Origin of the sequence: Tamilnaduibacter salinus (genome assembly GCF_003096655.1) — a bacterium.
Taxonomy (GTDB): domain Bacteria; phylum Pseudomonadota; class Gammaproteobacteria; order Pseudomonadales; family Oleiphilaceae; genus Tamilnaduibacter; species Tamilnaduibacter salinus.
Map to the genome: position 1 here is coordinate 70,035 of NZ_QEKQ01000008.1, position 12,291 is coordinate 82,325.

The following is a 12,291-nucleotide window of genomic DNA, read 5'->3' on the forward strand; positions in this document are numbered from 1 at the left end:
TAATGAGTCCGAAAGCGATTCTTGGTCTGGCTGGCGCCCTGATTGTGGTTCTGGTGGTGTCGTCCAGTGTGTATATCATCCCGGAAACCCACCGTGGCGTACTGCTCCGGTTTGGTGAGCTGGTGGAAACCGGCGTCCCGGCTGGCCTGCACTTCAAGGTACCTGTGATCGATGAGGTGCGGGAGTTCGATGTGCGGGTGCTGACCAATGACCTGCCGGCGCGTCAGTATCTGACCATTGAGAAGAAGCCACTGGATGTGGATTCCTACATTGCCTGGCGCATTCGTGACGTGGACCAGTTCTACCGGGCGACGGGCGGCAATGAGCTTCAGGCGGTCAATCTTCTGTCATCTCGTGTCGACACCGGCCTGCGTGACGAATTCGGTGTCCGGACGATGCACGAAGTGGTGTCCGGGCAGCGTGACGAGTTGATGTCAGAGCTGGTCGCACGCATCGATAAGACGGTCCTGGAGGAGCTGGGCGTTGAGCTGCTTGATATCCGGGTCAAGGCCATTGAGCTGCCCCAGTCGGTGAGCGAAAACGTCTATCGCCGGATGCGCACTGAACGCGAGAAGCTGGCTCAGGAGTTCCGCTCCCGTGGTCAGGAGCTGGCCGAAGGCATCCGTGCCGACGCGGACCGTCAGCGGACCGTCGTTCTCGCCGAGGCCTTCGCCCAGGCGGAAACCCTCCGTGGTGAAGGTGACGGTCAGGCGGCGACGATTTACGCCAATGCCTATCAGAATGATGAGGAGTTCTACAGCTTCTATAAGAGCCTGTCGGCCTACGAGAGTACCTTCTCGAGCAAGGACGACATTATGGTCATCGACTCCAGCAGCGACTTCCTGCAATACATGGAGAACCTGAACGGCCGTCGCGAGTAAGGCTGGCGTTCAAGGGTGATCAAGCGACCGGAGCCCCGTTGTGGGCTCCGGTTTTTTTGTGTCGTGCGAATGTGTAGAATTTCGGGGCCGCAAATGTGGCGCGATCCGGACTCCGGGTGCCTTTCCAGACGAGACGTTCCAGATGGAAAAGAGCGCGCCGAACCGAGCCCTGACAACTTTGATCTTCCCGCCCGCCGGGCGTTGACGGACTGAATCATCATGACCGCATCCGACCGCTGGCTGTTGCCGGATGGTGTCGAGGACATCCTGCCTCCACTGGCCAGCCAAATCGACGCATTGCGCCGGGACATCCTGGATCAGTTCCAGCGCTGGGGTTACGAGCTGGTGATCCCACCGCTGATTGAATATCTGGAGTCCCTCCTGACTGGCACTGGTAATGATCTTGCCCTTCAGACCTTCAAGCTGACCGATCAGCTCACCGGTCGCATGATGGGCGTGCGTGCTGACATGACGCCGCAGGCGGCCCGGATTGATGCGCACACGCTGCGCCGCCCGGGTGTGACGAGACTGTGTTATGGCGGTCACGTGCTCAACACGCGCCCCCAGCATCTGCTGACAGGCCGGACTCCGATCCAGGCCGGTTGCGAACTCTTCGGTAGTGCCTCGCCCCATGCCGACCGGGAAGTGATTCAGCTGATGCTGTCAACCGTGCGGCGTGCCGGTGTTGCGGACATGCACCTGGATCTGGCGCATGTGGCGATCTATCAGGAACTCATTGCCGCCAGCGATTTTGACCGGGATACCGAGTCTGCGATTTTCGATGCGATGCGTCGCCAATCCCTGCCGGAGCTTGATGAACTGCTTGGCGACTGTCCGAACGGGACGCCCGGCGCCTGTCTCCGTCAGCTGGCGCGACTGAGTGGTGGGCCTGAGGTGCTCGGCAAGGCCCGAACGCTGTTGCAGGACGGCCCGGAGAAAGCGCTGAAAGCGCTGGACGAGCTGACACGAATGGCGGATGGGATTGCTGCGTCCTGCCCGGATGTGGCCCTGGGCTTCGATTTCTGTGAATTGCGGGGTTACAACTACCATACGGGCCTGGTTTTCGCGGTCTACGTGCCCGGCCATGGCCAGGCCGTCGCTCAGGGCGGGCGCTACGATGCCATCGGCGGCGATTTTGGTCGTGCCCGGCCCGCGACGGGGTTCAGTGCCGATGTGCGGGCATTGGTTGCATTGGGCGCCCGGCCGAGCATTGAGAAGAGCGGCGCGATCTGGGCCCCTGTCAGCGACGATCCGGCGCTGGCCCGGTTGGTGGACGAGCTCCGGGAAACGGACACCGTGATCCAGGCATTGCCGGACGACAGCGGCGACCCAGAATCCCGTGGCTGCGATCGCCAGCTTGTCCAGAACGACGGGCAATGGGGCATTGAGCCGATTGAATCCTGACCCAGCAGCGCAGTAAGCGCATCAAATAACACGTCGCGGGCGCAGGGCGCTGCGTGACCAGGCGTCCGACCGCCGGTACGAACAGAGAGACTGACATGGGAAAGAATGTTGTGGTACTCGGCACCCAGTGGGGTGACGAGGGCAAGGGCAAGATCGTGGACCTGCTGACCGATCAGGTCGCCGCCGTGGCCCGCTTTCAGGGTGGCCACAATGCGGGCCACACGCTGGTGATTGATGGCCAGAAAACCGCGCTGCATCTGATCCCCTCCGGTATTCTGCGCCAGCATGTCACCTGTCTGATCGGCAATGGCGTTGTGCTGTCTGCCGAAGCCCTGATGAAAGAGGTCCGGGAGCTGGAGGACAAAGGTGTGGCGGTCCGCGACCGGCTGCGCATCAGTCAGGCCTGCCCGCTGATCCTGCCCACTCACATCCGCATCGACCAGGCCCGGGAGCGTGCCCGCGGCAACGAGCGCATCGGCACGACCGGCCGTGGCATCGGACCGGCCTACGAAGACAAGGTCTCCCGTCGCGGGGTGCGGCTTGGTGACCTTTACGATCGCGAGGGCTTCGAAACGCGGCTGCGCGAGATCATGGGCTACCACAACTTTGTGCTGACCCAGTATTACGGCGAAGAGCCGGTGGATATCGATAACGCGCTGGCCGAGTTCCTGCGCATGGGCGAGGAAATTCTGCCAATGGCGGCCGATGTCACTGACATGCTCCACACACTGCGCAAGAATGGGGACAATATCCTGTTCGAAGGGGCGCAGGGGTCGCTGCTCGACATTGACCTCGGCACCTATCCGTTCGTGACCTCCTCCAACACCACCGCCGGGGGAACGGCAACGGGCACGGGCTTTGGCCCGCTGTTTCTGGATTATGTGCTGGGCATTACCAAAGCCTATACCACGCGTGTGGGCTCCGGTCCGTTCCTGACCGAACTGTTTGACGACCAGGGGCGGCATCTGGCGGAAAAAGGACATGAGTTTGGTACCACCACCGGTCGTTCCCGTCGCTGTGGCTGGTTTGATGCGGTGGCCCTGCGTCATGCCATCCAGGTGAACAGTATTTCCGGCATCTGCCTGACCAAGCTGGACGTTCTGGATGGTCTGGATACCGTCAAGGTCTGTGTCGGCTACCGAACGCCGCACGGGGATGTTCAGCGCCCACCGATTGGCTGTGATGACTACGCGGAGATCGAACCGGTCTATGAAGAGCTGCCCGGCTGGCAGGAGAGCACTGTCGGTCTGACCAGCATGGATCAGCTTCCGGAAAACGCCCTGAGCTACATCCGCTTCCTGGAAAAGCAGATCGAGGCCCCCATCGACATCATCTCCACCGGCCCGGACCGGGTGGAAACGATCGTCATGCGGCATCCGTTCGACGCCTGATGTCGTTTCAATGGCCATGTAGCCGATGTCTCCGACTTCGGAGTCGCCTGCCAAGGCGACCGCGCAGGATCGCATCGAAGGTGCCAGGGTAGCGGCTGGAGGCCATTGCCTACGCTGCATTTGATGGTCATCCATGACGCCAAATGCGACCGGGACATCCCTGTCCCTCCTCCGGCAATGGCCTCCAGCCGCTTCCTGATCAAACCGTGACGTTACCGTCAGGGAGCTGTTGTTTTTTCCGTGTCCGTCTGTGTTTTTCCGTGGCAACCTGGCCTTTCGTCGTTGTCCGTCTGACCCGTCACTTCGTTGCAATCACCGTCGCCCGAACGGGCCCCGGATAACCTTCAATGGTTTTCGATGAATCGTCCGGGTCGAGAAAGTCGGGCAGGGACTGGAACTGCATCCAGTCGGTCGGTCGCTGCTCCTCGGTGGTCGTGGGCGTCACATCCACGACCCGCGCGTCCCGGAACCCGGTGCGGTCGAGCCAGCGTAGCAGCGTATCGCAGCTGGGCAGGAACCAGACATTGCGCATACGCCCGTAGCGATCCTCCGGCATCAGGCTGTAGCCCTCCGGCCCGTCCACGACCAGGGTTTCCAGTACCAGTTCGCCGCTGTCCCGCAGGGTGTCCTTCAGTTCCAGAAGGTGATCCAACGGCGAGCGTCGGTGATAGAGCACGCCCAGAGAGAAGGTGGTGTCAAAATACTGCAGACCGGGTGGCAGGTCTTCAAGCTTCAGTGGCAGCAGGTTGACCGCTTCGTCGCGGACGTAGTCGCGGACGCTGAAAAACTGCATCAGAAACAGCAGCCCCGGGTCGACACCGATCACCTGCGCTGCGCCGACTCCCCGCATCCGCCAGCAGTGATAACCCGACCCACAGCCGATGTCGAGCACGCGTCGCCCGGTCAAGTCGCTGAGGTAGGGCGCGATGCGCTGCCATTTCCAGTCCGAACGCCACTCGGTGTCGATATAGGTCCCGAAAAAATCGAAAGGCCCTTTTCGCCACGGCATCAGTCCGCGCAATCCCGCCTCGAGAGAGTCGTGCTGAGGCGCTCTGAGGTCGGCGGCTGAACGCAGGGTGATGGCATCGGCGTTGAGGTCCGCCTGGACCTCATGCAGCACCGGCAAACGGGAAAGGGCCTCGCTCCAGCGTTTCATGTCGCCGTGGGGGCGAAGTTCGAAGCGACGGTGAAGTTGATCGCTGATCACCCGGGCCCAGTCGCCCTGATGATTGGTTTCGAGATCGGTCAGTAGCGGTTGAAAACGTTGTTTCCAGTCAAACACGGGGCAGTCCTGTTATTGGGAGCGAACGGCCAGTAGTGAGATGAAGCTGAAGCACTGGTACCACACGATCACGGTATCAAAACCGGCCTGCTCCAGACGCTCGCGATGCGTTGCGAGTGTTTCCGGGATCAGTACCTGTTCCAGCGCGGACCGCTTCTGGCTGATTTCCAGATCCGAGTAGCCGTTGGCCCGTTTGAAATCGTGGTGCAGGTCGGTCTGCAGTTGCTGCTCGGCCTCGTCCTCGGCCCGGATTTTCTCAGAGAGGATCAGTGCACCGCCCGGACGGGTCGCCTCAAAGATGCGGCGGAGCAGTGGCAGACGTTCGTCCGGCTCCACGAACTGAAGGGTGAAGTTGAGTGTGGTGACCGAGGCATCCGACAGGGGGGTGTCGAGAATGTCATCGCAGTGCAGCGAGACCGGCGCCGGATGGTCGTCCAGGGCGATGAAGTGCTGGCATCGCTCGATCATGTCACTGGCGTTGTCTACGCCGATGATCCGGCAGTCGCGATCGCCCACGCCGTGGCGCATGGCCAGCGTCGATGCCCCCAGCGAGCAGCCCAGGTCGTAGCAATGGCTGCCGTTCTGGGCAAACCGGTCGGTAATGATGCCGATCATGGGAATGATCGTTGTGTAGCCGGGGACCGAGCGACGGATCATGTCCGGGAACACTCGCGCCACCGCGGCGTCAAAGCGGAAGGCGTTGTCGCTGCCCGCCTGACTGTAGAGTCGGTCGGTCTCGAACAGCGGCGCCTTCGGTCGGTCCGGATTACTCGGGCGTGACATCGGTGCCCTCTTCCTCGGGGAGCGGCTTGCTGGCCTGCTGCTTCTCCTTACGGATTTCCCGTGGCGTCATGGCGCAGCGGATGCCTCGGTTCTTGTAGTCCACCAGCACGCCCTTGAGCGTGGCATCGGTGTCTGAGCCGACGCCGAGGTAGCCGTTGTAGCACTCGGCGTGCAGTTCGGACGACTTCGGGGACATCCGGTAGTCCTCGCGTGGTCCTACGTAGATCGCGCGGAATTCGCCCACCGGCACTTTGGCCTTGTCGCGTGTGTGTTTGATGTGGCCAGTCACCTCCAGGGTGGCGACCGTGGCGAGGACGGCGACGAACGCGGTGACCAGTAGTGCCCGCACGGAATATCGGCGTTCAGTATCAGAGGCCATTCAGAACTGTCCTATCACGTTGATTGGTGGTGCCTGCAGAGCGCCCAGTTGCTCCCGGAGCGACAGCAGCAGGTCGGACCAGAACCGTTGCCGCGCAAACCAGGGGAAAAAGCGCGGGAAAGCCGGATCATCCCAGCGCCTTGCGAGCCAGGCTGCGTGAGTCATTTGACGGAAGCAGCGCAATGGTTCGATCAGATACCGCTCGCGCCGGTTGAAGTCCCGGAATGTCTCATAGCCTTCCAGAAGTTCGGTGAACTGCTGGCTGCGTTCGGTGTCATCGCCGTTGAGGAGCAACCAGAGATCCTGGATGGCCGGCCCCTGCCGGCAATCGTCCAGGTCCACGAACAGCATGCGTTCTTCCCGAACCAGAATATTACCGCCGTGGCAGTCGCCATGCAGCCGGACCGTCTCAATCGGACCCGCGTCGTCGATACGTTGGCGGCAGTGTTCGATCAGGTCCGGAATCAGTGAATCCCACGCCGGCCGCAGATCCTCCGGAATCCAGCCATTCCGGGTAAGGTAATCCGATTCCCGCACGAGTCCTCCAATCAGATCGAAGGCGGGGCGATGCCGGAATGGCTGGCGGGCGCCGATGTTGTGCATCTGGCCAAGCCATTGTCCGAGTCGCCAGAGCATGTCGGTCTCACTGGTGTCCGGTGCCTGGCCGCCACGCTGGGCAAACACGGCAAACAGGAAACCGGCATGTTCCCCAAGTGATGTGCCGTTGGGCATGACGGTGGGCGCGATGACGGGAATCTCCGCCGCTTCCAGCTCGTGGGAGAACGTGTGCTCCTCTTCGATCTGCTCGCGGGTCCAGCGGGTCGGGCGGTAGAACTTGGCGATCAATGGCGAATCGTCCTCGATGCCAACCTGATAGACCCGGTTCTCGTAGCTGTTCAGCGGGAAGATGCGCCCATTGGCAACGTAGCCGGCAGACTCAATAGCATCGAGCAGTGTGTCAGGTGTCAGGTCATCGTAAGGGTGCGCGCTGTCGGCCATGAAAGTCCCGGCAGTCGGTGGTTGTCAGGGGGCGTTAGTGTCTCGGTTGGCTCAGTCGGTCAGCGAATCAGCCAACCGGGACACAAGTCTATCACGGCCGGCCGGGGTTGCGCTCCCGCATGGCGGACAGGTGGTACCAGTTGTTGTCGAGCTCCCAGCGAATGCGCTCGATGCCGGTACCCGCGGTCACCAGGTTGCCAGCGCGCGCCTGAAGACGGGCGTATTCCCGTTCGGCCCGTTGCCGCTCACGATGATCCTGCGGCAGCGACCGCATGCCGGGAAACAGCGTCTCCAGAGCCTGGCGGATGCCAACTTCCCGGGAGCGCAGCGTGCTCATGACGGCCGTGTCCCCATCCACTCTCAGGACCCGGAACAGGTACGGGTAGTTGTCGAGTTCCGTATCCGCCTGAAGCTGGTTGTTGAGTGTGATGACTTCGTAGCCCCGCCAGCCAAGCCAGCCCACAAACAGGGCGGCGACAAGCATAACGATAACAAATTGTCTGGAATCGGACTTCATGGTGACATGCTCCCTGCAAATCGACATTCCCAAAACGTGGTTACCCGTCAGTTAGCCGATGTCTCCGGCTTTGGAGTCGCCCGAAAGGCGACTGCTATCCGCTCTCAACCACGATGCACTTGGTCGTCCCTCACGACAAATGCGACCGCGACGTCCCTGTCGCTCCTTCGGCAATGACCGCCCGCCGGATAAAGGAATGACTGCCACGTTGAGCTCATGCAGCATCTTGGCAATATGTGAGGCACGAGGCAGGCAGTATACCGCGATTCATCCTCGTATTGTCGCCTGCTGCCGGGAGGCGGCGATCAGGCCAATCAACACCAGTGCACCGCCGATGGCGTGATACAACTCGATGGACTCGCCGAGCACCGGCACCGCAATCAGGGCCGTAAACACCGGGATCAGGTAGGCAAACAGGCCCGCCGTTCCCGGTCCCATTTCCCTCAGTCCGTTGATCCACAGGGAGTAGGCCGCCACGCTGGGCAGGGTGCCGACATAGAGCAGTGCCCCGACTGTCCCGGTGTTGAGCGCAAAGCCACCTTCGCGGGCGAGCTCCCACAGGTAGAATGGCAGAATCATGGGCACGCCCAAAGTAATCAGGATGCACAGCAACGGAAAGGGCGGAATGGCCAGAGGCCAGCGTTTTAACAGCACGGAATAGAGTGCCCAGCAGGTGATCGACAGGACCATCAGCACGTCCCCGGGGTTGAAGGTGATGCTAAGGATGCGATCCGCGCTGGCCTGGCTCAGGATGGTCAGCACGCCGGCGAGTGCCGAGATCAGGCCCAGCCACTGCCAGCCTCCGGGGAGAACCCGAAGAATCAGGGCGGACAGAAGCACGATCATCAACGGCATGGTCGCTGCGACCAGAGCGATGTTGATGGCCGTCGTGCTCTGCGCCGCGAGGTAAAGAATCGTGTTGTAGGCACCGACACTGAACAGCGCCAGTACCAGTACCTTCAGCCGGTTCTGCCGCAGCGTATGGCGGTACCGGTAGAACGCCCGGATGGTGAACGGTAGCAGGTAGATGCAGGGAATGAACCAGCGCCAGAAGGACAGAGCAAGCGGCGGAATCGTCTCAGCCGTCGCCCGGGCCACCAGCGCATTCCCGCCCCAGAACAGTGTTGTCATCACCAGTCCGGTGATGGCGAGGGCTCGTTGCCGCTGGAACGACATGTCACCCGGTCTCCTACGCATGATTCATGAGGCGGTCATGCTACCATGCCGGCCCCGACAGCTTGGGGTCGTTGACCATGGAAACCTTTGACACGGACACGGTGATCATCGGCGCTGGTGTTGTGGGGCTCGCCGTCGGGCGGGCCCTCGCGCTGTCCGGCCAGCAGGTGTTTGTGCTGGAACGTCGCGATCACTTTGGGGAGGAGACGTCCTCCCGCAACAGTGAGGTGATTCATGCCGGGATCTACTACCCGGATGATTCCCTCAAGGCCAGGCTCTGCATTGAGGGCAAACAGCGGTTGTATGAATACTGCCGCGAACGCGGCGTGCCCCATCGGAACACGGGTAAGTGGATCATTGCAGCCCACCAGGGTCATGAGGCAGCGCTGTCCGACATTCTGACGCGGGCCGGGCGATTGGAGGTTCCGCTTGAACGGGCCGGTCAGGAGCAGGTCCGCCGGGCCCTCCCGGCGGTCACCGCGTCATCGGGTCTCTATTCACCGACGACGGGGATCATCGACAGCCATGCCCTGATGCAGTCTTTGCTGGCTGACATGGAGGGTGCCGGCGGCCAGTTGGTATGCCGATCGCCCGTCGAACGCATCGAACGACAGGTCGGCACTCACGAGCTTCTTCTGGGGGGCGACGTGCCCTGTCGGTTGCGCGCAACGCGGGTCGTGAATGCAGCGGGTCTGTGGGCGATCGATCTCATGAGGCGCTGGCAGGGGTATCCCTCCGACCACATTCCTGTGCCGCACTTTGCCCGGGGCAGTTACTTCAGCTATCCGGGGCAACACCCATTCAGCACGTTGGTCTATCCCGTGCCCGAACCCGGTGGGCTGGGCGTTCACCTCACGCTCGATCTGGGCGGGCAGGCCCGGTTCGGACCCGATGTGGAGTGGGTTCAGACGCCCGACTGCCGGTTCAGTGAGAATCGGCGTGACCGCTTTGCGGATGCCATCCGCCAATGGTGGCCGGGCCTGGAGCCGGCCCGCCTCCAGCCCGCCTACGCCGGAGTGCGTCCCAAGCTTGGCGGACCGGAGGATGGATTCCAGGACTTCCGGATTGAAGGCCCGCAGCAGCATGGCGTTGACGGCGTGGTCCAGCTACTCGGCATCGAGTCGCCCGGACTGACGGCCAGTCTGTCGATCGCGGAGCGGGTCAGGGAGCTGCTCGCCTAGTGTCTCGTCTGGTTAATTCGCTGACTTACTGCGTGCCTCTGACGGTTCTGGGCAAGGCGTCAGTCCGCAGGCGGGGTCACTCCCCGTCAAGGGCTGACAACGCCGCTCCAGAGCCGTCAGCGGCGCGCCCTTCGGGAGCCCCTGAAAGGTCTGATAGCCGCGTTGCGCTGACTCGATTTGGAACCACCAAACCGTCGCCATCGCGCCTTGCTCTCAGACCTTTCAATGGCTCAGTAAGTCAGCGAATTAACCAGACGAGACACTAGGAGTCTGCGCGGCAGAAAGTCGCACCGCTGCGACCGCCCCGCTGCGGTCCCTTTTGAGCGCTCATTTTCGTTACATAGAACCACTATGCGCCTCAAATGACCGTCAAAATGGCCTCGCAGTGGGACGATCTCGCCTGGCGCGATTTCTACCGCGCAGACTCCTAGGTGTTTGGCGTCCGCGCCAGTACCCAGACTTCAATCGTTGCCGCCCCGTGCTCCCGGAGTATTCGGCTGGCGGCGCGCACGGTTGCGCCCGTGGTCATGACGTCATCCACCAGGGCGACGTGGCTGGGAACGGGGCCCCGAACCCGGTAAGCGCCCTTCAGGTTGGCGAGTCGCTCCCGTCGGGAGAGGCCGGACTGTGTCTGGGTGTGATTCGCCCGTGTGAGCGACTGCCGGTAGACGGGAATGTTCAGCTGCCGGCTCATCCAGATGGCAATTTCCTCCGCCTGGTTGAAACCGCGGCGACGCTCCCGGGAGGGGGCCATTGGCACAGGAATCAGCGCCTGAGGGGGTGTTCGTCCGGCGTCCCGCAGTCTTTCGGCGAACAGTCGCGCGAGTGGTTTTCCGTCGGGGCGCTGTTTCTGGTACTTGAAGCGACTGATCAGCGCACTGACTGGGAATTGATAGGCCCAGGGCGCCACGACCCGGTCAAACGGTGGCGGATTCCGATGGCAGGCACCACACAGCCCCCGTTCCCCGAAACGACCCGGCAGGGCACATCGCACGCAACCCTCTGGATTGGCAGGCAGATCGGCTTCGCAGTCCGGGCAGAGAGCAATCCTCGTTGTGGGCGCCAGGCAGGCCACACAGGCCATGGCGGGGCGGGGCCAGTTGTTAACCTTTTGGCGGACAAAGGTTGACAGCGACCTGGGTGTCCTTATCATCGTTCGCATCCATGCATCACGTTCCTGACCGGCCTGTGTTCCGAGATGGCCGGTACGCATATTGTGGGAGACCCTGTCATGACCGCTGCGACGATTCGCCACGACTGGACCCTGTCGGAAATCCAGGCCCTGTTTGACCTGCCGTTCAATGATCTGATGTTTCGGGCGCAGGCGGTTCACCGGGAGCATTTCGATCCCAACGAAGTACAGGTCAGTACCCTGCTGTCCATCAAGACCGGTGCCTGCCCCGAAGACTGCAAGTACTGCCCGCAGAGCGGTCACTATAATACCGGACTTGGCAAGGAGAAACTGCTGGAACTGCAGAAGGTCGTCGATGAGGCGCGTGCGGCGAAAGACAAGGGCGCGAGCCGTTTCTGCATGGGGGCGGCCTGGCGCAGTCCCTCCCGCAAGGACATGCCCTACGTGCTGGACATGATCCGTGAAGTGAAATCCATGGGCCTGGAAACCTGCATGACGCTGGGAATGCTCAGCGAGGATCAGGCGGGCGAGCTGGCCGAGGCCGGGCTGGACTACTACAACCATAACCTCGATACCAGCGAGAAGTACTACAACCACATCATTACCACCCGGACCTTCCAGGATCGCCTCGACACGCTCGACAACGTCCGCAAGGCCGGCATGAAGGTCTGTTGCGGCGGCATCATGGGCATGGGCGAGGACATTACCGACCGCGCCGGACTGCTGATGCAGCTGGCCAACCTGCCCCAACAGCCGGAAAGTGTCCCCATCAATATGCTGGTGAAGGTGCCGGGCACGCCGCTGGAAGATGTGGAGGATCTGGACCCGTTTGAGTTTGTCCGGACCATCGCTGTGGCGCGCATCCTGATGCCGGCATCCCACGTCCGCCTGTCCGCCGGGCGCGAGGAAATGAACGAGCAGATGCAGTCGTTGTGCTTCCTGGCGGGGGCCAACTCGATCTTCTACGGTGAGAAACTGCTCACCACCGACAACCCGGAAGCGGATGAGGACCGGAAACTGTTCCGCAAACTGGGCATCCGCCCGGAAGAGCGTGAAGACGTCCAAACGGATGATGAGCGTGAAGCCGGCCTGGTGACGGCTGTTCAGGAAGAGCGCAACAAGCACCTGTTCTACAACGCTGAAAGCCAGACTGCCTGAGGCCTCCG

The 12,291-nt window shown here is 61.9% G+C and carries 12 protein-coding genes; 5 read left to right on the forward strand and 7 right to left on the reverse strand.

Features of this window, described 5'->3' with window-relative positions:
• Window positions 1-2: 2 nt before the first annotated feature.
• The 3 genes from hflC to C8D92_RS12440 all read left to right on the forward strand — a co-directional run bounded on the left by hflC (window position 3) and on the right by C8D92_RS12440 (window position 3,676).
• Entirely contained in the window at window positions 3-881 is an 879-nt protein-coding gene (gene hflC / locus C8D92_RS12430) for a protease modulator HflC (protein ID WP_095612055.1), read from the forward strand.
• Window positions 882-1,100: 219 nt separating this feature from the next.
• A complete protein-coding gene (locus tag C8D92_RS12435) occupies window positions 1,101-2,285 on the forward strand; it encodes an ATP phosphoribosyltransferase regulatory subunit (RefSeq protein WP_095612056.1) in 1,185 nt (394 codons plus the stop codon).
• A gap of 95 nt (window positions 2,286-2,380) precedes the next feature.
• Window positions 2,381-3,676, forward strand: a complete 1,296-nt coding sequence (locus C8D92_RS12440; protein ID WP_095612057.1) for an adenylosuccinate synthase — start codon at window positions 2,381-2,383, stop codon at window positions 3,674-3,676.
• A gap of 298 nt (window positions 3,677-3,974) precedes the next feature.
• Here C8D92_RS12440 and cmoB read toward each other — a convergent pair whose 3' ends face one another.
• The 6 genes from cmoB to C8D92_RS12470 form a co-directional block, all read right to left on the reverse strand.
• A complete protein-coding gene (gene cmoB, locus C8D92_RS12445; RefSeq protein ID WP_116919537.1) occupies window positions 3,975-4,958 on the reverse strand; it encodes a tRNA 5-methoxyuridine(34)/uridine 5-oxyacetic acid(34) synthase CmoB in 984 nt (327 codons plus the stop codon).
• 12 nt (window positions 4,959-4,970) lie between these two features.
• Window positions 4,971-5,741 carry a carboxy-S-adenosyl-L-methionine synthase CmoA gene (gene cmoA, locus C8D92_RS12450; protein ID WP_116919538.1) on the reverse strand — a complete coding sequence of 257 codons (771 nt, stop codon included), beginning with the start codon at window positions 5,739-5,741 and terminating at the stop codon, window positions 4,971-4,973.
• Window positions 5,725-6,120, reverse strand: a complete 396-nt coding sequence (locus tag C8D92_RS12455) for a PA3694 family proteiin (protein ID WP_207775176.1) — start codon at window positions 6,118-6,120, stop codon at window positions 5,725-5,727. Before C8D92_RS12455 ends, cmoA begins: the two co-directional genes overlap by 17 nt.
• The gene (locus C8D92_RS12460; protein ID WP_116919539.1) at window positions 6,121-7,119 is read right to left on the reverse strand and encodes a serine/threonine protein kinase; all 999 of its coding nucleotides are present in this window, start codon (window positions 7,117-7,119) and stop codon (window positions 6,121-6,123) included. It lies immediately after the preceding gene.
• Window positions 7,120-7,210: 91 nt separating this feature from the next.
• A complete protein-coding gene (locus tag C8D92_RS12465; RefSeq protein ID WP_116919540.1) occupies window positions 7,211-7,636 on the reverse strand; it encodes a hypothetical protein in 426 nt (141 codons plus the stop codon).
• A 267-nt stretch (window positions 7,637-7,903) separates the two neighbouring features.
• On the reverse strand, window positions 7,904-8,812 hold the full coding sequence (locus C8D92_RS12470; RefSeq protein ID WP_165819274.1) for a DMT family transporter: 909 nt from the start codon (window positions 8,810-8,812) through the stop codon (window positions 7,904-7,906).
• Between the two features lie 77 nt (window positions 8,813-8,889).
• On the opposite strand from C8D92_RS12470, the gene C8D92_RS12475 reads away from it, so the two are divergent.
• Complete coding sequence (locus tag C8D92_RS12475) at window positions 8,890-9,993, forward strand: NAD(P)/FAD-dependent oxidoreductase (RefSeq protein ID WP_116919614.1); 1,104 nt, start codon at window positions 8,890-8,892, stop codon at window positions 9,991-9,993.
• A 427-nt stretch (window positions 9,994-10,420) separates the two neighbouring features.
• On the opposite strand, the gene C8D92_RS15705 is transcribed toward C8D92_RS12475, so the two are convergent.
• Window positions 10,421-10,987 (reverse strand): ComF family protein, encoded by a 567-nt coding sequence (locus C8D92_RS15705; protein ID WP_165819275.1) that lies wholly within the window; start codon window positions 10,985-10,987, stop codon window positions 10,421-10,423.
• A 237-nt stretch (window positions 10,988-11,224) separates the two neighbouring features.
• On the opposite strand from C8D92_RS15705, the gene bioB reads away from it, so the two are divergent.
• Entirely contained in the window at window positions 11,225-12,283 is a 1,059-nt protein-coding gene (gene bioB / locus C8D92_RS12485; protein WP_116919542.1) for a biotin synthase BioB, read from the forward strand.
• Window positions 12,284-12,291 lie beyond the last annotated feature (8 nt).